This window comes from Aeromonas sp. R6-2, from assembly GCF_040908155.1.
In the GTDB taxonomy this organism is placed as follows: domain Bacteria; phylum Pseudomonadota; class Gammaproteobacteria; order Enterobacterales; family Aeromonadaceae; genus Aeromonas; species Aeromonas schubertii.
In genome coordinates, this window is the sequence record NZ_JBFODE010000061.1 from 1 (window position 1) to 22,461 (window position 22,461).

The window sequence follows — 22,461 nt, forward strand, 5'->3', positions numbered from 1 at the left end:
CTGCTCGCCTGCATGGCCTATGTGGAGCTCAACCCCATTCGCGCCAAACTCGCCGACCGACCCGAGGAGAGCGACTACACCAGCATCAGCCAGCGCCTGGGAAGGGCCCAGACCACCGAGTTGCCACCCCTGCTGCTGCCGTTTGCCAAGCAGGGGGAACCCGAGTCACTCCCCTACACCTTCAGCGACTATCTGGCGCTGGTTGACTGGACGGGGCGGGCCATCCGCGATGACAAGCGGGGCCATATCCCTGCGGCGTTTTCCCCCATCTTGCAACGGTTGCAACTCGACGCTGAGGACTGGCTCAAGCAGGTGAAGCTGTTCAAACGAAGCGGCATCCGGGCCATCGGTCACGGCGTGGCACGAGAGCGTTACGCCCACCACTGCGGCCAGCGACGGTGTCACCAGCCGGCTTATTGACTCAGCATTAAACCCATCTTGTAAGCCTCTATCCAGTGATGTTAGCGTCATTGGCTGGTCGTTATTGTGCTTGTTTTCAAATCCTCACACAGTGAGCCTGAAATCCTGACAATTCTGGGCGAATCGGGCTGACATCCCACCCATGAACGATGCGCACCGCTTTACCATTACGCGATAGATAAATGATGGATGTCCCACAATAGAAAGAAGAGATCGGTGAATTGATGGGTGTCCAAAAAAGAGAGGGTTGGAAATGTCGAAAAGGGAGGAAAAGAGGCGGCCCAAAACGCCCATCAGGGCATTTTTGGGGTTTTAGTGGGAGCTTAGCCAGGGGGAGCTGGTGCTCCAAAAGATGATATCGGCCCCCAGATAGTCATCGGCAAAGGCCACAAATTCCTTCTTGGTGAAGGGCTTGCCACTGGCGGGGTTGGTATAGGTGAGGGTCGGCTCTTGCACTGCCATGGCGACCAGCGGAAGCTTGCCCTTGTAGCGGTGGAAGAGGGGGTAGGCATTTTTCATCTGGGCCTTGCGGTGCGGCACTATATCCGGTCCACCGAGGCCGATCCGGTTGGCGTGGGCAAAGGCAAACAGGCGCCCCATGTAGTCGTGGTCGTTATCCCACTCGCAGGGCCAGAAATTGACATACTGCACCAGGTGCGAACGGGTAAAGAGGCGGCGCGCCGCGGCGAGGTTATCCATCTCACCCTCAAAGTAGCGATCGCAGGTAAACCCCTCGGGCGGACGCTTCTCGTCCGGATCGATCGCCGTTTCGGGCAGATTCACGCCATAGACGCGGCCATCAAATTGCCGGGCCAGCGCGGCGAGGAGCGCCTGATAGCGGGCCCGCACCGCCGGATCCCACTGGCGGGCTACCCAGCCCGATCCGACCGGCTTGCCTTCCCCCGGATTGTCGAACTGGGGGGCGAGGCCACCGTGATAGGCGGGATCCTGCATCAGGTAGTCGGGCACATAGCGGGCGTCGGGTTCGAAGAAGCGATCCTGGATCTGGATGAAGAGCTGCTTGCCACTCGCTTGCAGAGTCTTTAAGTCCCGCTCGATGGCGGAGAAATCGTAATGCCCCTTGGTGGGCTCGAGGGCTCGCCAGCTGTAAACAATCTGGGCACCGTCGATGTCGCTGCGCGCGAGCAAGGGCTGTGCTGCGGCCAGTTCTCCTGAACTCGTGTAGATAAAATGGCGTGGTTCAGCCGCCTGCAAGAGCGGGGTGACACACAGGGCGGCGATCAGCGCCAGCTGTCTTGACCACATCATAACGATGCTCCTCCTGCGCTCAGCGTTTACTGCCCTTGCCCTTGCCCAGGGCCTGGCGTCTGGCCTTCTGCTTCAGGGCCCCCTTGCTGCTGCGCCCCTTGCTCGGTGCCTCGCGGGTCAGATCCGGCTCAAAGCCCGGGAACCACTGCTGGGGCAGCCGGGTGTCGAGCACCGCCTCGACTTTTTCCATGAGCGGTGTGTCTTCCGGGCTGAACAGGGTAATGGCTAGCCCCTTGTTGCCGGCGCGGCCAGTGCGGCCGATGCGGTGCACATAGTCCTCGGCGATAAAGGGAAACTCCATGTTGATCACATAGTTGAGATCGCTGATATCGAGTCCGCGCGCCGCCACGTCGGTGGCCACCAGGGCCTGCAGGGTGCCGGCGCGAAACTCGATCAACACCTTCTCCCGCGCCCCTTGCGTCAGGTCCCCGTGAAAGGCCAGCGCATTGATGTCGCCCTGGGTGAGCCGCTGGGCCAGCTTGTCGGCCCCCTGGCGGGTGCGGCAAAAAATCAGTGCCGGTGCCCACCCCTTGGCCTTGATAAGGTGCTGCACCAGCGCCACCTTGCGTTCGCTGTCTACCGCATAGACCCGCTGCTCCACCTCGGCCGCCGTGGTGTTGCGGGTTGCCACCTCAATCAGCTCGGGGTCCTGCAGTAGTACCTTGCTCAAGGCAAACAGGTTGTCATCACAGGTGGCCGAGAAGAGCAGTGTCTGGCGGGCTGCTGGCAGGTGTTTCAGCAGCGCGGTGATCTCGTCCATAAACCCCATGTCGAGCATGCGGTCGGCTTCGTCAAACACCAGATGGCTCACTGCCGACAGGCTCACCGCCCCGTGGCGCAGGTGATCGAGCAATCGGCCCGGGGTGGCGATCAGGATATCCACGCCCGTTTTGAGGGCCTCCACCTGGGCGGCGATGCTGACCCCGCCGTAGACCAGCGTGCTGGTGAGAGGTGTGCCCTTGGCGTAACGCACGACGCTCTCTTGTACCTGCACCGCCAGCTCGCGGGTCGGCACCAGCACCAGGGTGCGCACCGGCCGCGCCTCGCCGGCCGGCGCCTTCAGCAGTCGTTCAATCAGCGGCAGCACGAAGGCGGCGGTCTTGCCGGTGCCGGTCTGGGCGCCAGCCAACAGATCGCGTCCGGCCAGGATGAGGGGGATGGCGCGCTCCTGGATCGGGGTCGGCACGCGATAGCCAAGCTCGCAGAGGGTCTGTTGCAGGTGCTGGGATAGGCCGAGTGCGGTGAAGGTCGTGGACATAACAGGCGTCCCTTTGGATTGCATGGCCAGAGGCCGGGATAGAAAAATGGTGACAGGGGGGAATGGTATCAGAGGCGCGGTGTAAAGCGCAGCAGACAGAGCTTCAACCAGAAGGTCGGCGGAACTCATCGGGGAGCCGGCAGATTGTGATCACCTTCTCGGGGCGGATTAACGCATGGTCTAGTATGAGTCTGGTTGTGGGCGTTCGGTATCCTTGATGGACCGAACCGGGTTAGCCAGGATGGGGGACGAGTGATGGCCAGAAAATTGATCGTTTGCTGTGATGGAACCTGGAACAGCGCGGATAACAAAGATGAAGGCGTACCGGCGCCGACCAATGTGTTCAAGCTGTTCAATGCCCTCTGCTGCGATGATTCGCAGTTGACTCGTTATCAGAGCGGAGTGGGTAGTGGTGGCCTGATGGACAAGGTGCTGGGAGGCGCTGTCGGTTATGGGCTCAGCGAAGATATTCGTGACTGCTATCAGTGGTTGGCGACTCATTATCGCGAAGGGGATGAGATCTTCCTGTTCGGATTCAGCCGCGGTGCCTTCACCGCCCGTAGCCTTGGGGGGATGATCGGGCGTTTCGGGCTTGTTCGGTTCCATGCCGATGAGGGGCGCGGCAAGGTGGTGGAGCGTATCTATCGGCAAGGGTATCGGGAGGGGCGCTCGCTCGGCGATCTTGATTTTCACCCCAACTCCACCGCCATTCGCTTTATCGGGGTGTGGGATACCGTTGGTGCTTTAGGCATTCCCGATGACAAGGGGGTGCTCAATTTGTTCGATAACCCCGACAACTACCGCTTTCATGATGTGAAACTGGGCACCCATGTGCAGAGTGCGCGTCACGCAGTCTCTATCGATGAGAAGCGCAGCAGTTTTACACCCACCCTGTGGAGAGAAGAGCCGGGCAGGGATATCAAGCAATATTGGTTTGCCGGGGTGCACAGCGATGTGGGAGGGGGGTACAAGGATCATGGCCTCGCGGACATCACGCTGAAGTGGATGATGGAAGAGGCGCAGCAATCTGGTCTCGCGTTCAAGCCGGTACCCGTAGAACAGCTGCAGCCGGACCCTTCGGGATGGCTGCATGAGTCGCACGTCGGCTTGATGAAGCTGTTACTGAGCCGGCCACGTGGTTTACCCAGGCTGGACTCGGCGCAGTACCACCCCTCGGTGCAGGCGCGGCGCCTGGCATCACCCATCGCTCAGCTCCCCTATCTACCCACTCGCGACTGGTCGCCACAAGGCTCAATTACTCTCGATATTTATGCCCGCCATCCATGGTATTGGACCGGCATCTATCTGGAAGCCAACCATCAGTACCGCTTTAGTGCCCAGGGTGAGTGGTATGACTCTCATATTCCCGCCGGGCCGGATGGGGAGTACAGCACGGCCTTTACCCACCAGATAGCCAATATGCTCGGCAAGCTTGAGAGTGTGTACGGTAAGGTGACGGATAATCCGCAGGTCAACCTCATGGGAACCAAGCGAGTGGAAGGGGCGAAGTGGTTTACCCTGATAGGCGCTCTGGCCAATGGGAACAACCCGAATGAGGATGGAACACCTGCGCCACTGATCCCGTTTGTTATTGGTAAGGAGTGTACCCACACCCCTGAGCAGAGCGGTTATCTCTACTGTTTTGCCAACGATGCCTGGGGGTTTTATGAAAACAACCGCGGCTTTGTGACCTTGACGGTGACGCGTGAGTAAATCACCTCTGTATGGAGTGGGCCTTCTTGTGAAGGCCCTTCTTGTATGACAGGGGTTGAAGACCTGTATTTATCGATATTCAGTCCAGGTGTTTGGTGAAGCGGCGCGAGGCGGTCAGCAGGCCGAGGGCGGTAAAGCCGAGCAGCCACAGGGCGTCGCGGCCGAGCTCGCTCACCTCGGCGCCGCGCAGCACTATGGCCCGCACCATCCGCATGAAGTGGGTGGCAGGCAGGGCCTCGGCGATCCACTGGGCCGCCACCGGCATCGCCTCGTAGGGGAACATAAAGCCCGAGAGCAGGATGGAGGGGAGCAGGATAAACACCGTCATCTGCATCGCCTGCAACTGGGTCTGGGCCAGGGTGGAGATGACCAGCCCCAGGGTCAGGCTGGCGCAGATAAAGAGCAGCGAGGCCAGCGCCAGGGAGTCGAGGCCGCCGCGCACCGGCACCGCAAACAGCAGGTGGCCGGCCCCGAGAATGATGGCCACCTGGATAAAGCCCACCAGCACATAGGGGACTATCTTGCCCAGCATCAGCTCCAGGGGGCGTACCGGCGTGGTGATGAGAAACTCCATGTTGCCGTGCTCGCGCTCGCGCACTATGGCAGCCGAGGTGAACAGCACCATGGTCATGGTGAGGATCACCCCGAGCAGGCCGGGCACTATGTTGACCACGGTGCGCTGCTCCGGGTTGAAGTACTGCACTACCTCCAGTGTCGGCTCTGCCTCGGCCACAGGGCGGCCCAACACCTCGTCGATGGGCATCTTGCGCAGGGTGCGAATGGTCGAGGCGACGACCGTGTCCGACCCATCCACCAGCCACTGGCCGAGAGGGGCGGGCGTGACGTGCCCCCCGCTCTCGGGGCGGCGCATCAGGCGGGAGGCAAAGTCCGGTGGCAGGTAGAGCACCCCCTTGACCTCGCCCCGGGTGATGGCTGCCTCGGCCTCGGCGGCGCTGGCATAGGTGCGGGTGAAGTGCACCACCTGGCTTGCCTCGATGGCCTGTACCAGGGCGCGCCCCTGGGAGGATCCGCTGAGATCCACCAGCCCCGCCGGGAGCTGGCGCACATCGGTGTTGATGGCGTAACCAAACAGCATCAGCTGCACCAGGGGGATCATGACGATCATGGCGAAGGTCATGCGATCCCGGGCGAGCTGCTGAAACTCCTTGATGATGATCGCCAGCATCCTAAGCCCCATGGTGACCCCCTCTCTCCCCGGTGCAGGTGACAAACACATCCTCCAGGCTGGGGCGCACCTCGGCCAGTGGCCGCCCCTCGACCCGAGCGGCCAGCCAGCCCAGAGGGTCGGGGAGATCGCTGCGTACCAGCACCCTTAGCCGGCTTCCTATCTGGGCGGCGCTCAGCACCTCGGGGGCCTGGGTCAGGCGTTGGCGCAGGGGGCGCAGGGTCTCGCCTGCCACCTCGATGACCCGGGCCCCCATGGCCGCCATCAGCGCCTGGGGGGCGCCGTCGGCCCGCTTGACGCCGCGCTCCAGTATGGCCAGGGCATGGCAGCGCTCCGCCTCGTCCATGTAGTGGGTCGAGACCAGTATGGTGGTGCCGGCGGCGCAGAGATCGAACAGCCGCTCCCAGAACTCCCGGCGATTCTCGGGATCGACCGCCGAGGTGGGCTCGTCGAGAAAGAGCAGCTCGGGCCTGTGCAGGGTGGCGGCCGCCAGGGCCAGGCGCTGCTTCTGGCCACCGCTCATGGAGCCCGCCATCTGGCGCTCTCGCCCGCCGAGCTCATAGAGGGCGATCAGCTCGGCGATCCGCGCTTTCGCCTCGCGTCCGCCAAGGCCGTGAATGCGGGCCACGAAGCCCAGGTTCTCGGCCACCGTCAGGTTCTCGTAGAGGGAGAACTTCTGGGTCATGTAACCGATGCGCCGGCGCAGGGGCTCCTCGGCGCCGGGCAGGGACTCCCCCAGCACCCGGATCTCGCCGCTGGTGGGGCGCAGCAGGCCGGTCAACATGCGGATGGAGGTAGACTTGCCGCAGCCGTTGGGGCCGAGAAAGCCATAGATGGTGCCGCGGGGGATGGCGAGGCTCAAACTGTCCACCGCCTTGAGATCCCCGAAGCTGCGGCTCATACCCCGGGTCTCGATGGCCAGCTCGCTCATGGGGTCGGCTCCTCGAGTACCACCTCCAGGGCCAGGCCGGCGGGGAGCTCTGCCCCCCCTTCGATGTCGATGTCGGTCAGGTACATCAGGCGGGCGCGATCGCGCTCGTTGAGCGCGTAGTAGGGGGTGAAGGCGGGTTCGCTGCGGATGGTGCGCACCAGGCCAGGAATGGGATCGGCGCGTCCATCCACCCGGATCTGCACCCGGCTGCCGGGGGCGAGCCGGGTCAGGTAGGGTGCCGGCAGATAGACCCGCACATAGGGGGCATCCTCGGCCAGCAGACCGACGAGCTGGCTGCCGGCGGCCACCCTGTCCCCCACCCGCCAGGGCAGCAGCTCGACCCGGGCGTCCCGGGCCGCGCTCAGGGTGAGATCGGCGAGGGCCTTGCGCGCCTGGGTCAGGGCCGCCTTGGCGGCGGCCACGGCGGCGCGGGCCTGATCGATCTGCTCGCTGCGGGTGCCGTTTTCGAGCTCGCTCAGGCTCTGGGCCGCCTGCTCCCGGCTGGCTCTTGCCCCGTCGCGGGCGGCGCGGGCGGCATCGAAGTCGGCGACGGTGAGCACCTGGGTGTTGAGCAGCCGCTCGGTGCGGCCATAGCGCAGCTCGGCTTCGCGCAGGGCCGCCTCGGCGCCATCCAGAGCGGCGCGGGCACGGCCCAATGCTTCGCTGCGGGCGCCCTTGATAAGCTCGGCCAGCCTGGCTTCGGCCTGAGCCAGCTCGGCCTGGCGGCGATCGACCTCGGCCCGGGCCGAGCGCGAGTCCAGGGTGAGCAGCACCTGGCCCGCCTTGACTCTGTCCCCCTCCCGCACCGGTTGGGTGGCGATCTGCTCGCCGACCGGGGCGGTCAGGGTGAGGCGATCCCGCTCCACAGTGCCATAGATGTGCGGTGCGGGGCTGTCGCAGCCGGCGAGCAGGGCGAGCAGCAGCAGGGAAACGGCTCTCATGGGTGGCTCCTTGTGGCGGCGGGGGGGCACAGCCCCTCGGTCAGCAGTCGGGTGTTGTGTTCGATGAGGGGGCGCATCCTCTCCGGGGTGAGCGAGAGGCCAAAGCGGGCCATCAACACGGGAGGGGCGATGAGGGGAAAGACCATCAGGCTGACCAGGCTCAGGCGTGCCAGCTCGGGGTCCGTCCCGTTCTCGAGCCGACTCCCTAGCAGGCGATCGAAACCCAGGCGCGAGTGTTCGATGATCTCGTCGAAGACGCTAAGCATGGCCCTGTGAGCCTCGCCGCCCGGGGTCTCTTGCAGAACGCGCACCACCAGGCGTGGCAGGCCGGGGTGGGGCAGCATGATGTCGTAATAGGCCATGAAGCCGGCCAGATCGGAGGGACTCTCCTCCCGGGGCAGTTGACGCAGGCGCTGCAACACCGGCGACAGGGTCTCACGCACCATCTGTTCAAACAGACCCCCCTTGCTGCCGAAGTAGTAGCGAATAAGGGCGGCATCGACCCCCGCCTCCCGGGCCAGGGCGCGGGTCGATACCTGACGGTAATCCTGACGGCTAAACAGGTTCAGGGCCGCCTGAATGAGGCGAATGCGTGCATCTGACTCGCCCTTCGGCCGTCCCGGTGTGCTCTGCATGGGGGCTCTCCATTAACTCCTCGCGTGATGAAGATGCTAATGAAGGGGAGGGGGAAAAGACACGGTTTTTATTCCCGCTTTTGGCGCAAATGAGGAATAAGGGCCGGCCCTGGCGGCCGGCCCGGGGGGTCAGTTAAACAGCCCCTTGAGCAGCTTGTCGGCGGCCTCCTTGAGGGCCGGATCACCCTTGTCACCGAGCAACTTGTTGATGCCGCGCTCGGCCTCCTTGCGCGCCTTCTCCTCGAGCAGCTTGTTGTTTTGCAGCAGCGCCTTGAGATCGAGGGCGTAGCTGGGCTGGCTCCAGCTCCCCGTGATACGCACCGGTATGGTCACCTCCGCGAGCTCGCCCACGTCGCGGCCACCCTGGCCCTTGCTGGTGCCGACCACAGAGGTATTGAAGAGGAAGTCGAGCCCCTCGCTCACCAGGTCGGTCTCGCCGCTGCCGTGTACCCGCAGCGCCGGGGCGAAGAGCTGGATGTCGTTGCTGCGTGCCTTGCCGCCCCCGAGCTGGAAGCTGGCGGTGAGGGCGCTGAAGTCGGTCTTGCGCTCCTCTTTCACGTACTCGGCGCGCTGACCCTTGAGGGTTGCCTTGGCCTCGCGGATCATCTCGGGCAGGTTGACGCCATGCAGGGCACCGTCCTCCATCTTGAGATGAGCCTGGCCCGCGATGCCGCGGCGCAGGGCCACCTGGGAGAGGCCATGCCCCTGCACCGCCAGGCTCAGGCTGGTGCGCCCCGACAGCAGATCGCTCTGGGCCAGTTGTTGCAGCAGGGGGCGGATCTGCACATCCTTGCCCTGGGCGTTGAGGCGGTAGCTGGCCGGGTGCTGGCGGGCATCAAGCTGGCCGTTGGCGTTCAGTTGCCCCTGATCGAAGCCGCTCTTAAAGCGCTTGAGGGTGAGCAGCCCCTTGTCGAGTGTCAGGGCGATCTCGGGCTGGGTCAGGGTGAGACCGGCGTAGGTGAGCCCCGCGAGTCTGAGCTGGCCGTCGAGGTTGACCCCCTTGAGGGCCGAGAGATCCGGCTCATCCTGAGCCTGTGCTTCCCGGGGCTGTGTCGCCCCCTGCGGGGCGGTGGCCGGGGTCTTGTCTGTCGTGCTCTCCCGAGCCGCAGGCGCCGTGGTGGCGAGCCACTCATCCAGACCGAAGGCGCCGCCTTGCAGATTAAAGCGCACCAGCGGCGTCTCCTGGAGAGTGACAAAGGCCTCTCCCCCCAGGGTCAGGTCACCGCTCCGGGCCTTGAGGGTGGTGAGACTGAGGCTGCGCGCCGCGCTGTCGTAGGCGATATCCCCGTTGAGATCCAGTGCCAGGGGAGTGCGGGGCACGCCGGCGCCCTCCAGCGTCGCGGTCAGGTGGCTGCCGCCAAGCCGTACCGTTTTCCCCTCGCCGTCTGCCGAGAGGGTGGTGGTGAGCTTGAGGTCAGCCTGGCGAACCCCGTCTCCCCCCTTGAGGGTCAGGGTCAATGGAGAGGGGGTGGCCAGGGCGAGGTGCTCGGCCTTGAGGGAGAAGGCCTCAATCTTGAGCGGGCCACGCTGCAGGCTTCCCTCCACCGAGAGGCGGCGCAGTGCCGTGGTGGCCATGGGCTGACCCAGGCGCAGCTCACCCTGTCCACTCAATCGGTACTCTGCCGCTTGCTCCTTGGCCAGTAGGCTCAGGGTCAGCGGCATCCACCCCTCCCCATCGGCACCGCCCAGAGTCAGGTCGAGGTTGTCGAGAGTGAGGCGGCGGCCTGTGCGCCCATCGAGGATGAGGGCACTGGCCTGCTCCAGGGCGATGCCGCCGAGCCGGATCTGCCAGGCGGGGGCGTCAGAGGGGGTCGCACCCGGGGCCGTAGTGGCCTCGCCATTGTGCGGCGCATCCTTCCCTGTGGCTGCCTCGGGCGCGGGGCCCATCTGCTCCAGATTGTTGTGGCCGTCCTTGCGGGTTTCCAGCAGCAGGTGGGCCCCCTGCAGACGAATCTCACCGATCTCGAGGCGGTGGGAGAGCAGGGGGAGCAGGGCAACCGAGGCGCTGGCCCGCTCGAGACGGATGAGGTCAGGCTCGGAGAAGCCGGCCGGGTTGCGCAAGGCGGCCCGATCGACCGTCAGGCCCAGACTGGGCCAGAAGCGCCAGCCAATCGGGCCATCGAGCCGAAGCTCGCGCCCCGTCTGGTGTCGAACCTGCTCGACCAGCAGCGGCTTGAACTGCTCCGTGTCGATGGTAGAGAGCAGTGCGCCGCCAACGAACAGGGCAAGCAGCAGGGTCAGGGGCAAGATGAGCAGCTTCTTCATAACTGGCTCCATGAGGATGAGATCGGCCAGACTATAGCATGATCGCCTCTCCCTATCGGGTATCGAATGTCTCCTTACGAACGACGGTGACGGGGGCTGCCGGGGGAGGAGAGGGCGTGGTAGGCTCTGGCGTCATCGGTGTATGAGAGGAGAGATGAGGATGCGTATCAGCCTGTTGGTGGTGTCGGCCCTGCTGATGGCCGGTTGTAGTCCGGCCACGGACCGTGAGGCGGACATGGCGCGCCTGCTGGAGATCTGCAAGCAGCAGGCCCTGCCCAATACCCTGGCCGCTGGGGAGAAGGGGGATGCGCAGCGACTCGCCGATGAACGCGAGCAGCTGGAGGCCCGCTTTGCCGACGAGGACAACCGTGCCTGGCTCGAGACCCGGCACAGGGACAGCGAGCTGGAGCAGACCTGTCTTGAGGAGACGCTGGAGCGGTTGGAGAAGTAACATCAAGAGCCCGCCGGCGGCGGGCTCTGTGGGCTCAGGCAAAGATCAGGGTGCACAGGGTGATGATCACCACCAGGGCCCCGCCGGTCGTCAGGGCGGCCATCTTCAGCTCGGTACTCATCTACGGCTCCTTGTTGGAATGAGTCATATGGGCCTTGTTAATCTAGCGCATTTTCCCCTATGCCTCTGTGAGCTGGCGCTAATCCTCGATCTTGTATCCATCTTCAGTGGTGGATTTGCCAGATGATCTCCTGGATCAACGCCCCCGACATGACCATCACCAGTGCCGGTAGCAGCCACTGCGTCAGGGAGAGGGTCTTACCCCTGGATCGGGGAAGGGCCCGCTCGGGGCGGGGGCCGGCGACCCGCTTTATCCGACGCTCGAAGCGTGCCAGTCGCTGCAGCAGATCTTCTTCGTGGTTCATGATCTCTTCCCCCTCTGTTGCCCTTCAATCCGGGTAATGCAAGTGCTCTGCCAGAAGCGAGAACCCTGTCGTGGCGCCCCTCGGGAAGGGGGGCACCCTCAATTGCCACGCAAATTGCAAAGGGCCGGGAGAGGGGCGTTGAAAAATGGGAGTCGGGCGATGGGTTCGGGCTATGCTGGGCTCATGCCATGGATGAGGAGAGAGCAATGCGTGCCTTGGTGACCGGCTGTGGCCGGCGATTGGGATTCTATCTTTGCGAGCGACTGCTCGCGGCGGGTTGGCAGGTGGCGGGCAGCTATCGCACCGAGCGACCCGAGCTGGCACGACTGCGAGAGGCGGGGGCCGAGCTGTGGCAGACTGACTTCACCCGTCTCGAGGAGGTGGCGCAGCTGGCGCAGGCGGTCGCTTCGGGTGGGCTGGATCTGCTGGTTCACAACGCCTCGGGCTTCGAGAACGGGTCGCCGGATCCGACCGAGGAGGCGCGCCAGTTCGAGCGCTTCTTCCGGGTTCATATGCAGGCGCCCCACCTGCTTAACCGCCTGCTGGGCGAGTCCCTGGCCAGGAGTGGGCGCGGGCTCATCGTTCACATCACCGACATCTATATCCACGCCCCGCCCCCCGAGCTGGCCGCCTATGTGGCCACCAAGGCCGGAGCCCATGCCCTGGCCATGAGCGCCGCCCGGGAGCTGGCCCCCGGGGTGCGGGTCAATACCATAGAGCCGGGACCAATCCTGTTTCTCGACGAACATGGAGAAGCGTGGCGGCAAGAGGTGCTCTCGCGCACCCCTCTGGCCAAGGAGGGGGGGCTGGAGCCCATCTGGCAGGCCCTCGAGATGGTGATGGCCAACGACTATATGACGGGGGCCAGCCTGAAGGTGGATGGGGGGCGCGCCCTGGCTCGGCTTTAGTGGCTGAGCCGGCGAGGAGCGGTGCCGACCCGTTGGCCGCAGGGATAGAGGGCCGTCTTGCCGGTGAGGGTGACCGCCTCCCCGCACAGCTCCGCGAGCAGGGCCTCCAGATAGCTGTCGACCCGGGCGGCACTGAAATCCCCCAGAGGATGGCTGGCCAGGATGTCGATATCGAGGGGACGATCCTTGACCTTGCACAGGGGATCGCTGCGATCCCGGCCGTGGGCCTGCTCCAGAGCGACGAAGTGTCCCTTGAGCTCACCGCTGGAGAGGGGGCTCTCCACCACGAACAGACAGTTGAGAAAGTCGTGAGGGCTGGTCATTCCGACCGGCTTGGTTTGGATCACCGAGCTCAGTGAAAGCTGCCCAAACTGGGTGACCAGCTCACCGATGGCACTGCTGACGTGGTGATGGGGCTCCATATTGGAGCCAATGCTGCACAGGTAGAACATGCCTCCTCCTTGAAACGGGTGGCCGGGATGACTCCCGGCCTCTCGAGGAGAAGGTAGTTCATTGCGCGATCAATTGTTGCGCTTTGGGTCATTAATTGGGCGTTGGCGCCATCGCGTCGGCTCTCAGGAAGTAGTGGCGATTGGGGGCCTGGGCCAGTACGCCTTCACCGAGCAGCTGGGCAAAGAGGCGGTCGACCTCCTCCATGGGCAGGCTCAGATGGGCGGCAACCTGCCGCTTGCTGGGACGCAGCTCCCCCCCTTGCAGGGCCGAACGCAGAGGCGCCAGATGGGGAGAGATCGGCTCGGGCGGGCGTCTGCTCGCCACCTCGTTATCGTATTCGGGGGGGCGTGGTATGAAGGTGCGGCGAAAGCGCTGCTCCTCGCCGATCAGCCCCACGAAGAAGGCGCCGAAGACGTCGAGCAGTATCGAGAGAAAGCAGACCAGCAGAAATTGCACCTGCCCCACCGCCAACCCCATCCCCTCGGACAGGCTCTGGATCAGCCCCATCATGGCCGACTGCTGGCCGCTGGGGAGCTGGTCACGCTCCTGGCGCAGGGTGTCCTGCTGCAGCCGCAGCCGGGTGTTCTCCTGTTGCAGCCGGCTGACCCCGCTCGAGATACGCTGCATATCGATGTACTTCTTGGCCGCCTCTTCGTTGAGGCGGATCTGCCGCTCTATGCTGGCGATCTGCTGGTCGAAGCGGGCGACCTCCCGCTGGTGGCGGGCCTCCTCACTCATCAGGGTGTTGGTGGCGCTGTTGATGCCCCCTATGCTCCCCCCGACCGAGATGGCGGCCAGGATGGCGTAGAAGAGCAGGGCCCAGGCCGAGCCGCTCACATCGCGGCGGGCACGACGCTCCCCGTACTCGTACCAGACATAGAACTTGCCCAGTTCGAAGATGATGGCGAGCCCCCCGAACAGCATCTGCATCACCGGCTCCTCGTGGAGCGAGAGAAAGAGCAGCAGGGAGAAGACGATGGAGGCGGCAATGGCGGCACCGGTGAAGCTGTAAACGGTGGCCAGGGCGAACCAGCCCTTGGGATGGCGGATGAAGGGTTCGGTAGTCATGGGAGGGTATCGGGATGGAGAAAGGGGGCGATTATAGTGGCGTCGGGCGACGAGAGAAGGGGGCGTGGTGCCGAGCGCCGACTATTTGATCAGCTCGGGTGGGATCGTTGCTTTTGTGGTCGCAGGGGCTATCCTGTGACCCCTCGATAGTGCGGAGGCTGGCTCGACTATGTTCAAGGTGGGTAACAAGTTTCAACCCCGCTCCCTGTTAACCCTGGTGCTGACCGGTTATCTGCTGGTGCTGCTGCCGCTGATCCTGATGATCTGGCACGACTACAACACCCTGACCCGGATCAGTCAGCGGGTGGAGGAGGGGTCGGTCCGCATGGTGCAAGATACGCGGCGCGCCATCCAGCTCACCGCCCTGAGCGAAGAGCTTGAGCGCACCCTGCGCCGTTTTGCCGTGCTCGAAGACGAGAGCCTGCTCGGCCGTTATCGGGAACAGCTTGAGACCTATCAGACCCTGCTCGAGGAGCACAAGGCCGGCGTGCCGGCCCCCGCTGAATACCGCGAGCTGGATGCGGATCTCGCCTGGTTGCAGGAGCTGGAGGGGCTCGAGCAGGCCAGAGCCAATGCCGACAGTCCCCGTTTTCTCGATGTGCATCGCCACCACGAGGCTCTGGAGGAGGCGACCAACGCCTGGGTCGATACCATGGTGAACGAGGCCCAGGATCGCATCACCCGGTTACAGAACGAGCTGTGGTGGGTTTCCGGTGTGGTGGGCACTCTCACCCTGCTGGCGGCGCTGCTGTTTACCTATCTCATCATTCATCCCATGCGCCAGCTGGAGAGCCGTATCCTCAGCCTGGGTGCCGGCATCGAGCCGGAGCGAACCCCGGTGGAGGGGCCGGCCGAGCTGGTGCTGCTCGGGGAGCGGCTGGCCTGGCTGCACGACCGCCTGCAGGCGCTGGAGCAGCAGAAATACCGTTTCCTGCGCCACGTCTCCCATGAACTCAAGACCCCTCTGGCCTGTCTCAGAGAGGGGGCCGATCTGCTCGGCGAGGGGGTGGTGGGCCCCCTCAACGGGGATCAGAAAGATATCTGTGACCTGCTTACCGACAACAGTCGTCGCTTGCAAACCCTGATCGAGCGACTGCTCGACTTCAATCGACTGAGCCAGCAGGAGTCTTTTGAGATGAGTTCGCTACCATTGGCGCCCCTCTTTGCCTCCCTGCTCGACACCTATCGACTGCCCCTCGAGAGCAAGGGGATGCGGGTCGAGTTGCCAGCTATTTCCGGCGTTGTGCGGGGGGAGCCCTATCGTCTCGGCCTTATCCTCGATAATCTCTTCTCCAATGCGGTCAGCTATGGGCGCGATGGGGGAACCATCTGGCTGCGCACCCGCCAGGAAGGAACGCGCATGGTGGTCGAGGTGGCCAATCAGGGCTCTCCCATCGAGGAGCAGGAGAGGAGCCGTATCTTCGAACCCTTCGAGCAGGGCTCTTCCCTGCGTCAGGGGTTGCTCAAGGGGTCGGGGATTGGCCTCTCCATCGCCCTGGAGTCGGCCCGCAGCCTGGGGGGGGAGCTCACCCTGGTGGAGGATGAGATGGCCGATGTCTGTTTTCGTTTGACCCTTGATGCGTGATAGGACCATGAGATACGCGATAGTTTTCTTTACCATGGGATTGGGAGGGTGCGCCATGCTGGGCACCGTCAACACCGAGCCCACGCCGGCCGTGATGGCCCAGCGCCAGGTCGATTCACTTCATCAACTGCAACTGCGCATGCAGTACAGCAACTGGCTGCTGGGCAGCCATCCCCAACAGCGGGAGCAGGAGCGGCGACGGCTCAAGGGGGAGAGCTCCCTCGCCAATCGCCTCAATCTGGCCATGGTCAACAGCCACCCCGACGAGCCCGCCGCCCGCCGCAAGGAGGCGTTGGCCACCATGGAGCGCCTGTTGCCCGAGACCGGGCTCGACGAGCAGGCCTACCTGCGTACCTGGCTGCTGCTCTCGCGCAGCCGTCCCCAGGCCACTGGCCAGGAGGCCGAGGTGGCCAGGCTCAGGTCACAGATCCGGGAGCTGGAGGAGAAGATCGCCAAGCTCTCGGCCATCGATGAACAGATCAACTCCCGTAAACAGGGCAAGGGGTAAGACCCATGGCAAAGGGACGCATTCTGCTGGTCGACGACGACCAGAGCCTGCTCAAGCTGCTCACCCTGCGTCTGCGCAGCGAGGGATATGAGGTCACCACCGCCGAGAGCGGTGAGCAAGCCATAATGGCCCTGCGCCAGCAGAGGCCGGATCTGGTGCTTACCGACTTGCGCATGGGGGGGATGGATGGGCTGGGTCTGTTCGAGCGCATTCAGGGGGAGTGGCTGGGGATGCCGGTCATCATCATGACCGCCCATGGCACCATTCCCGATGCTATCACGGCGACCCGCTCCGGTGTGTTCAGTTTCCTCACCAAGCCCATCGACAAGCAGATGCTGCTGCAGACCCTGGAGCAGGCGCTCAGCATCACGGCCCCTCTGGTGGTGGACGAGCTGGAGAGCCGCTTCCCGACCCGTAGCCCGCGCATGCAGCAGAGCCTGCAACAGGCCCGTAGCGTGGCGGCCATGGAGGTGAACGTCCTCGTCACCGGTCCCTCTGGCTGTGGCAAGAGCCGGCTCGCCGAGGCGCTCCACCTGGGAAGCCCGCGGCGGGAGCACCCCTTCCTGGCCATCAACTGTGCCGCCACCCCCTTTGCCGAGCTGGAGCTCGCCCTGTTTGGAGAGAAGGGAAAACCGGGCCTCTTCGAGCAGGCCCGGGGGGGCACCCTCTGTCTCGACGAGATCGGCGATCTCTCCGCCACCTTGCAGGCCAAGCTGCTGCGGGTGATGGGGGATCCGGGGGCGGCGGCCAGGGTGCGGGTCATCGGCACCACCCACAGGGATCTGGTCAAGGGGATGGAGGAGGGACTCTTTCGCGAGGATCTCTACTACCGCCTCAACGTCGCCAATGTGACGCTCCCCGCCCTGGAGGAGCGCAGCGAGGATATCCCCCTGCTGGCGCGTCAGGCACTGGATCGGGTGCGCCTGCGTCAGGAGGGGGTGGCCGCCGGCTTCGCCCCCGAGGCGCTGGCCCTGTTGGCCAAGGCCTCCTGGCCGGGCAATGTGCGCCAGCTCTTCAATCTGGTTGAACGGCTCGCGGCGCTCTGCCCGAGCCCGGTGATCGGCGCCGTCATGGTGGAGTCGGCCCTCTCCGGGGTCGAGGTGGCGGTACCCTCGTTTAACGAGGCGCGGGCAGAGTTCGAGAAGGAGTATCTGATCCGCCTGCTGCGCATCACAGAGGGGAACGTGACCCTGGCCGCCAGCATGGCCGAACGCAACCGCACCGACTTCTACAAGCTGCTCAGTCGCCACAACATAGAGGCGGCCCACTTCAAGCAGAAGGGGTAACAAACGAAGAGGGGTGACCAGTGGTCACCCCTCTTTCATCAGCGCCTCAGGCGGCGTCCGGCAGCGCCTCGCGCGGCTGGGTTCGGCGGTGCAGCCAGAGGCCGGAGGCTTTCATGGCCCAACCAAACAGGGCGCCGATCACCAGGGAGGGGAGCACCAGTTGCCACTGGCCGGCGGCACCGAAGGTGGCGCAGCAGCCGGCGAAGGTACCGGGAATGTAGGAGAGCCACTGCTGGCGCCCCTGCACACACATCAGGGTGGCGACGATACCGGTCATCAGGTAGCCGGCGACGCCACTGCCCCACCACTCCCCGCCGTGGATCAGCAGCAGGGCCCAGAGCATGCCACTGGTGTTGCACAGCAGGGTCTTGAGCAGCGCCTTGTAGCCCCCTTCCGAGGCAAAGTAGCTGGTGCAGCCGAGGAAACCGACCCAGGAGAGCAGGCCGAGCAGGGTGGCCAGCCAGCCCCAGACGGCAGACAGAACGCCAGTGGTGAGCGCGATCGCGATAAGCGGTGACACGAGATTGACTCCGTCCGATGCGAAAAGGAGGCCAGCCTACTCCGGTCGGGAGTGGGTGCAATTTGGTGGGCCGTGGGGTGTGATCCCGCTCACGTCGCCATCATCAGGAATACGCTTGCGCTCGCGAAAAAGGTTTCATGGAAGGGGCGGGGGAGCTGGTCCATAGTTAGAGGCCCTGTCACAAGGAGGAGTGAGCATCATGCTCAAGGGTCTCATCTTGCCCCTCCTCATGGTGCTGGTACTGCTGTTTCTCTCTGCCCACCTGAGCCGGGTTCTGGCCTGAAATGGTATCGGTGTAATTTTTCTCTTCCTCGTCGGGTCTAGTCTGTATCAAGGTCCCTGCGAGGAAGAGAAGTCATGATCATCAAACGCCGCTCATCGCTCACCGAGCACGCCGTCACCCCGGAATCTGTCTACCTGGATCGCCGCCGCCTGCTCAAGGGGTTGGGGCTGGGGGCTGCCGCCCTGGCGCTGCCGGCCGAGGCCGGCGTGCTCGATCTGCTGACCCCGCGCGAAGCGGAAAACCCCGGGCGCCCCCTTCAGGCCAAGGCGGCCGCGCGCGGCGATCTGGTGCTCACCCCCGAGAGCAAGGTGATCAGCTACAACAACTACTACGAGTTCGGTACCGACAAGGCCGATCCGGCGCGCAATGCGGGTTCGCTGCGCACTGAGCCCTGGACCTTGCGGATCGAGGGAGAGGTGGAGAAACCCCTGACTCTGGATGTGTGGGAGCTCATCAACCGGCGGCCGCTGGAGGAGCGCATCTATCGCTTCCGCTGCGTCGAGGCCTGGTCCATGGTGATCCCCTGGCTCGGGATTGGGCTCGGGGAGCTGCTCAAGGAGGCGGCCCCCACCAGCCGCGCCAAGTACGTGGCCTTCGAGACCCTCTACGACCCCGAACAGATGCCCCTGGCCCGCCGCAGCGGGATCGAGCTCCCCTATCGGGAGGGGCTGCGCATCGACGAGGCGATGCACCCCCTGGCCTTGCTGGCGGTCGGCCTCTACGGCAAGACACTGCCACCGCAAAACGGCGCCCCCATCCGGCTGGTGCTCCCCTGGAAGTACGGCTTCAAGAGCATCAAGAGCATCGTCACCATCCGCCTGCAAGAGCAGATGCCTCCCACCACCTGGAACATGCTGGCGCCCCAGGAGTACGGCTTCTATGCCAACGTCAATCCGCAGGTGGATCACCCGCGCTGGAGCCAGGCCAGCGAGCGCTTCATCGCAGAAGGGGGGGCCTTCGGTGCCAAGCGTCAGCCGACGTTGATGTTTAACGGCTACGCCGACGAAGTGGCGAGCCTCTACCAGGGGATGGATCTCGGCCAATGGTACTGAAAATCAGCGCAAGGCAGGCTCGCGGCCTGCAACTCATGGTGCATCTGGGGGCGATTTCAGCCCTGGTCTGGCTGGGCTGGGCCATCCCGAGCGGCTGGCTCGGGGGGGATCCTGTGCCCGGCATCATCCACTGGCTTGGCAAGGGGGCGCTCAACCTCTTGCTGCTCTGTCTGTGCGTCTCGCCCCTGGCCAAGGGGCTCAAGGCGGGGGGGCTGATGCGGCTGCGCCGGCCACTCGGCCTGTGGGCGCTGGCCTATGCCTCGTTGCATCTGGCCAGCTGGTTGCTGCTCGATCTGCAGCTCGACTGGGCGCTCATCGCCGGCGAGCTGGTCAAGCGCAGCTACATCGTCGTGGGGATGGGGGTCTGGGGCATACTGCTGGTGCTCGGCATCACCTCGCTACCCAGGCTGGTGCGTGCCATGGGACCGCGTTGGCAGCGACTGCACAACTGGGTCTATCTGGCCCTGTTGCTGGCGCCGGTGCACTATTGGTGGTCGGTCAAGAGCGGCTGGGTCGAGCCACTCATTTACCTGCTGCTGGCGCTGGGGTTGCTGGGGCTGCGCCAGCGGAAGCTGCTGCGGGGATGGGCCTTGCCGACTCGAGCAATTCGCCGCTGTCCGAGTCCAGATAGACAGTGACCTTGCGTTCGCGGGCGTCGAGGGCCTCGACCTGATAGTGGCCCTCTTCCAGGGCGATCTCGCGAATGTCGTGATAACCCTGCTGGAGCAGGAGCCGGATCACCGCCTCTATTTCCAAAACCTGATTATCGGCCTTCACCAGCAGGGGGTGGAGACCGACAATCAGCAGAAGAGTGCGGGGGATCATATTCATGACGGATTCATGGCTGGCAAAATATAAACGCCATTATGTTATGAACCAGGAGATTAATCACCCATGAACAGGGTTCTCCCCCTGCTGGCCCTCTTGCTGCCCTGCTGGGCCACGGCGCTGGCGCCCAGTGACCAGATGCTGCAGCGGGCCCTGACCGAGGGCAAGATCCGCCCCTTCAGCGAGGTGATGAAACAGGCGCGCGCCCTGCCCGGTGAACTGCTGCGGGTCGATCTCAGGGAAGAGGCGCCGGGACGCTGGATCTATGAGCTCAAGCTGCTCGACCGTACCCAGAATGTGATCAAGGTGGGTTATCGGGCCGACAGCTTGCGCATGGTCTATCTAAAGGGACATCATCTGGAACATCTCTTCTTTCCTCCCGCCACCCCCGCCGACGCGCCCTAACCATCAGGTAAACACAGATGCGAATTCTGATTGTCGAAGACGAAAAGACCCTGGCCGCCCAACTGGCCGAACAGCTTAACCAGGCCGGCTTCGTGGCCGACCTCTGCCACGACGGGGTCGAGGCCTCCTTCCTCGGTGCCACCGAGCCCTATGATGCCATCGTGCTCGATCTCGGCCTGCCCGGTCGCGACGGCCTGAGCGTGCTCAAGGAGTGGCGCAGCCAGGGCATGGACAACCCGGTGCTGGTGCTCACCGCCCGGGGTCAGTTGCACGAGAAGATCGAGGGGCTCAACGCCGGGGCCGACGACTACCTCACCAAGCCATTCCAGATGGCCGAGCTGGTGGCCCGGGTCCATGCCCTGGTGCGCCGGGCCGCCGGCAACGCCAGTTCGGTGCTGGAGATCCGCGGGGTGCGCCTCGACATGGCCGCCTCCCAGGTGTGGTATGAGGGCACCCCCATCAAGCTCACCGCCCACGAGTTTCGGGTGCTGGCCTATCTGATGCAGCACAAGGGGCGGGTGGTGTCGCGCAGCGAGCTCATCGACCACATCTATGCCCAGGATTTCGACCGCGACTCCAACACGGTGGAGGTCTTCATCGGCCGGATCCGCAAGAAGACCCACCCAGATCTGATTGAGACGGTGCGAGGCCTCGGCTACCGGATCGACGAATGAGGGTAGTGCGCACCCTGCGCGGTCGCCTGCTGGTGATCGCCCTCATCTGGTGCGGCCTGTTCCTGTTTGCCACCGGTTTCAGCCTGCAGCGGATGCTCACCAACTACTGGCAGCAGGCGGAGGCCGATGGTCTTCGCCTGCAGCTGTTCGATCTGCTCTCCCGTCTCGAGCTGGGCGAAGATGGCTTGCCCATGCTGACCGAGCCCCTGGCCGATCCCCGCTTTCGTCAGCCCTACTCGGGCTTTTACTGGCAGCTCGAGGCCCATGGTCAGGTGGTGGCCAAGTCCCGTTCCCTGTGGGACAGCCAGCTGGTGAGCGAGCGCCTCAGGCCCGCCTTCGGCGACAAGGGGCTGTTTCTCGGCAAGGGGCCGGGGGGAGAGCCGCTGCTGCTGATGACTCGCAGCGTCCTGTTGCCCGGCTCTGATCTTCCCCTGCGCCTGGTGATGGCCAAAGACAGCAGCGTGCTGAACCAGACCCTGAAGAAGACCCGCCTCAGCCTCTTCTTCGGCCTGGGGTTTGCGGCGGCCGGCCTCATCCTGGGCTTTTTGTTCCAGGTGCTCTATGGCCTGCGCCCCCTGCACCTGCTGCGGCGCGAGCTGGCCCGCATCCACCAGGGACATCAGGAGAAGTTCGAGCAGCGCTATCCCCTCGAGATCCAGCCCTTGGTGGAGGACATCAACCGCCTGCTCCACCACTATGGGGAGCTGCTCTCCCGGGCCCGCAGCCACACCGGCAACCTGGCCCACGCCCTCAAGACGCCCCTCTCGATCCTGCGCAACCAGGTGCCGCAGCTGCCGCCGGCCGAGCAGCCGGCCATCACGGAGCAGCTCGACCAGATCCAGCGCCATATCGATTATCACCTCGGCAAGGCCAGGGTGACGGGGGCGGCCAAGGTGCTGGGGGTCTCGACCCCGCTGCGCGCCCGCATCGAGTACATCTGCCGTGCCTTCTCCCGCCTCTATCCGGGGCGCGAGCTGGCCATCGATGTGCCGGCGACCCTGGCGGTGGGAGTCGAGGAGCAGGACTTCGACGAGATGGTGGGCAACCTGCTGGAGAATGCCTACAAGTGGTCGAGCCAGCGGATCCGGGTCTCCACCGCCGAGCTGGGGGGCTGGATCACCCTGCGTATCGAGGATGATGGCCCCGGCATGACCGAGGATCAGATGGCCCGTGCCATCGAACGGGGAGTGCGCCTGGACGAGAAGGTGCCCGGCTCCGGGCTTGGTCTCAACATCGTTTCGGATCTGGCCGAGGCCTACCGTGGCAATCTCATCATGGGCCGGGCCGAGCTGGGCGGGCTGGCGGCTTGCCTCTCCCTGCCCAAGGTGGCGCGGATCGAGCGTTGATCCCGTGGCGCCCTGGCTGGCACAGGGCGCCCCTTTTCTTTATCATTCCCC

Annotated in this window: 24 protein-coding genes and 1 pseudogene; 13 read left to right on the forward strand and 12 right to left on the reverse strand. The window is 64.5% G+C overall.

The annotated features are described in order from the left end of the window. Positions 1-420 (forward strand): annotated as a pseudogene (locus tag AB5Y48_RS15980) (alpha-amylase family glycosyl hydrolase); the annotation flags it as partial. A 312-nt stretch (positions 421-732) separates the two neighbouring features. Here the strand turns inward: AB5Y48_RS15980 and AB5Y48_RS15985 are convergent. Continuing rightward, complete coding sequence (locus tag AB5Y48_RS15985; RefSeq protein ID WP_136614211.1) at positions 733-1,689, reverse strand: hypothetical protein; 957 nt, start codon at positions 1,687-1,689, stop codon at positions 733-735. Between the two features lie 19 nt (positions 1,690-1,708). After that, complete coding sequence (locus AB5Y48_RS15990; protein ID WP_368165099.1) at positions 1,709-2,947, reverse strand: DEAD/DEAH box helicase; 1,239 nt, start codon at positions 2,945-2,947, stop codon at positions 1,709-1,711. 255 nt (positions 2,948-3,202) lie between these two features. On the opposite strand from AB5Y48_RS15990, the gene AB5Y48_RS15995 reads away from it, so the two are divergent. Further along, positions 3,203-4,660 (forward strand): DUF2235 domain-containing protein, encoded by a 1,458-nt coding sequence (locus tag AB5Y48_RS15995; RefSeq protein WP_050666491.1) that lies wholly within the window; start codon positions 3,203-3,205, stop codon positions 4,658-4,660. 79 nt (positions 4,661-4,739) lie between these two features. Here the strand turns inward: AB5Y48_RS15995 and AB5Y48_RS16000 are convergent, their stop codons facing one another. From AB5Y48_RS16000 to AB5Y48_RS16020, 5 genes are all read right to left on the reverse strand, one after another. Next, on the reverse strand, positions 4,740-5,858 hold the full coding sequence (locus AB5Y48_RS16000) for an ABC transporter permease (protein ID WP_368165101.1): 1,119 nt from the start codon (positions 5,856-5,858) through the stop codon (positions 4,740-4,742). Further along, positions 5,848-6,777, reverse strand: coding sequence for an ABC transporter ATP-binding protein (locus AB5Y48_RS16005; RefSeq protein ID WP_050666493.1), 930 nt, complete (start codon positions 6,775-6,777; stop codon positions 5,848-5,850). Before AB5Y48_RS16005 ends, AB5Y48_RS16000 begins: the two co-directional genes overlap by 11 nt. Then, positions 6,774-7,718, reverse strand: coding sequence for an HlyD family secretion protein (locus AB5Y48_RS16010; RefSeq protein ID WP_368165103.1), 945 nt, complete (start codon positions 7,716-7,718; stop codon positions 6,774-6,776). The genes AB5Y48_RS16005 and AB5Y48_RS16010 overlap by 4 nt, the downstream gene beginning before the upstream one ends. Continuing rightward, positions 7,715-8,353, reverse strand: a complete 639-nt coding sequence (locus AB5Y48_RS16015) for a TetR/AcrR family transcriptional regulator (RefSeq protein ID WP_368165104.1) — start codon at positions 8,351-8,353, stop codon at positions 7,715-7,717. Before AB5Y48_RS16015 ends, AB5Y48_RS16010 begins: the two co-directional genes overlap by 4 nt. A gap of 129 nt (positions 8,354-8,482) precedes the next feature. Then, a complete protein-coding gene (locus tag AB5Y48_RS16020; RefSeq protein WP_368165106.1) occupies positions 8,483-10,618 on the reverse strand; it encodes an AsmA family protein in 2,136 nt (711 codons plus the stop codon). 160 nt (positions 10,619-10,778) lie between these two features. Here AB5Y48_RS16020 and AB5Y48_RS16025 point away from each other — a divergent pair, with 160 nt between their 5' ends. Beyond that, positions 10,779-11,069, forward strand: coding sequence for a hypothetical protein (locus AB5Y48_RS16025; RefSeq protein WP_050666497.1), 291 nt, complete (start codon positions 10,779-10,781; stop codon positions 11,067-11,069). A gap of 224 nt (positions 11,070-11,293) precedes the next feature. Here AB5Y48_RS16025 and AB5Y48_RS16030 read toward each other — a convergent pair whose 3' ends face one another. Beyond that, on the reverse strand, positions 11,294-11,494 hold the full coding sequence (locus tag AB5Y48_RS16030; RefSeq protein ID WP_050666498.1) for a hypothetical protein: 201 nt from the start codon (positions 11,492-11,494) through the stop codon (positions 11,294-11,296). A 206-nt stretch (positions 11,495-11,700) separates the two neighbouring features. On the opposite strand from AB5Y48_RS16030, the gene AB5Y48_RS16035 reads away from it, so the two are divergent. Continuing rightward, on the forward strand, positions 11,701-12,402 hold the full coding sequence (locus AB5Y48_RS16035; RefSeq protein WP_368165108.1) for an SDR family NAD(P)-dependent oxidoreductase: 702 nt from the start codon (positions 11,701-11,703) through the stop codon (positions 12,400-12,402). On the opposite strand, the gene AB5Y48_RS16040 is transcribed toward AB5Y48_RS16035, so the two are convergent. Further along, positions 12,399-12,854, reverse strand: coding sequence for a 2-amino-4-hydroxy-6-hydroxymethyldihydropteridine diphosphokinase (locus tag AB5Y48_RS16040; RefSeq protein ID WP_050666500.1), 456 nt, complete (start codon positions 12,852-12,854; stop codon positions 12,399-12,401). The genes AB5Y48_RS16035 and AB5Y48_RS16040 overlap by 4 nt on opposite strands. A gap of 91 nt (positions 12,855-12,945) precedes the next feature. Next, a complete protein-coding gene (locus tag AB5Y48_RS16045) occupies positions 12,946-13,923 on the reverse strand; it encodes a preprotein translocase subunit SecY (RefSeq protein WP_050666501.1) in 978 nt (325 codons plus the stop codon). A 169-nt stretch (positions 13,924-14,092) separates the two neighbouring features. Here AB5Y48_RS16045 and AB5Y48_RS16050 point away from each other — a divergent pair, with 169 nt between their 5' ends. Genes AB5Y48_RS16050 through AB5Y48_RS16060 form a run of 3 tightly spaced genes read left to right on the forward strand, consistent with a single transcriptional unit; the run spans position 14,093 to position 17,302 of the window. Beyond that, positions 14,093-15,508 (forward strand): sensor histidine kinase, encoded by a 1,416-nt coding sequence (locus AB5Y48_RS16050; RefSeq protein ID WP_368165110.1) that lies wholly within the window; start codon positions 14,093-14,095, stop codon positions 15,506-15,508. A 7-nt stretch (positions 15,509-15,515) separates the two neighbouring features. Then, positions 15,516-16,016, forward strand: a complete 501-nt coding sequence (locus AB5Y48_RS16055) for a hypothetical protein (RefSeq protein ID WP_224160258.1) — start codon at positions 15,516-15,518, stop codon at positions 16,014-16,016. A 5-nt stretch (positions 16,017-16,021) separates the two neighbouring features. Next, positions 16,022-17,302 (forward strand): sigma 54-interacting transcriptional regulator, encoded by a 1,281-nt coding sequence (locus tag AB5Y48_RS16060; protein WP_136614203.1) that lies wholly within the window; start codon positions 16,022-16,024, stop codon positions 17,300-17,302. A 46-nt stretch (positions 17,303-17,348) separates the two neighbouring features. Here AB5Y48_RS16060 and AB5Y48_RS16065 read toward each other — a convergent pair whose 3' ends face one another. After that, entirely contained in the window at positions 17,349-17,822 is a 474-nt protein-coding gene (locus AB5Y48_RS16065) for a DUF1097 domain-containing protein (protein ID WP_136614202.1), read from the reverse strand. 357 nt (positions 17,823-18,179) lie between these two features. Between AB5Y48_RS16065 and msrP the strand changes: the two genes are divergently transcribed. Both msrP and AB5Y48_RS16075 read left to right on the forward strand, forming a co-directional pair. Further along, the gene (msrP, locus tag AB5Y48_RS16070; protein WP_368165112.1) at positions 18,180-19,157 is read left to right on the forward strand and encodes a protein-methionine-sulfoxide reductase catalytic subunit MsrP; all 978 of its coding nucleotides are present in this window, start codon (positions 18,180-18,182) and stop codon (positions 19,155-19,157) included. Continuing rightward, positions 19,148-19,795, forward strand: a complete 648-nt coding sequence (locus AB5Y48_RS16075) for a sulfite oxidase heme-binding subunit YedZ (RefSeq protein ID WP_050666507.1) — start codon at positions 19,148-19,150, stop codon at positions 19,793-19,795. Before msrP ends, AB5Y48_RS16075 begins: the two co-directional genes overlap by 10 nt. Here AB5Y48_RS16075 and AB5Y48_RS16080 read toward each other — a convergent pair. After that, positions 19,680-19,934 (reverse strand): PepSY domain-containing protein, encoded by a 255-nt coding sequence (locus tag AB5Y48_RS16080; protein ID WP_224160297.1) that lies wholly within the window; start codon positions 19,932-19,934, stop codon positions 19,680-19,682. The genes AB5Y48_RS16075 and AB5Y48_RS16080 overlap by 116 nt on opposite strands. On the opposite strand from AB5Y48_RS16080, the gene AB5Y48_RS16085 reads away from it, so the two are divergent. The 4 genes from AB5Y48_RS16085 to AB5Y48_RS16100 are packed head-to-tail and all read left to right on the forward strand — an operon-like array spanning position 19,866 to position 22,410. Beyond that, a complete protein-coding gene (locus tag AB5Y48_RS16085; RefSeq protein WP_224160300.1) occupies positions 19,866-20,015 on the forward strand; it encodes a hypothetical protein in 150 nt (49 codons plus the stop codon). The two genes, AB5Y48_RS16080 and AB5Y48_RS16085, sit on opposite strands and share 69 nt — an antisense overlap. Positions 20,016-20,051: 36 nt before the next feature. Continuing rightward, entirely contained in the window at positions 20,052-20,390 is a 339-nt protein-coding gene (locus AB5Y48_RS16090; RefSeq protein WP_050666509.1) for a PepSY domain-containing protein, read from the forward strand. Between the two features lie 17 nt (positions 20,391-20,407). Then, positions 20,408-21,064, forward strand: coding sequence for a response regulator transcription factor (locus AB5Y48_RS16095; RefSeq protein ID WP_050666510.1), 657 nt, complete (start codon positions 20,408-20,410; stop codon positions 21,062-21,064). Next, positions 21,061-22,410, forward strand: coding sequence for an ATP-binding protein (locus AB5Y48_RS16100; RefSeq protein ID WP_050666511.1), 1,350 nt, complete (start codon positions 21,061-21,063; stop codon positions 22,408-22,410). The genes AB5Y48_RS16095 and AB5Y48_RS16100 overlap by 4 nt, the downstream gene beginning before the upstream one ends. The last annotated feature ends 51 nt before the right edge of the window (positions 22,411-22,461 follow it).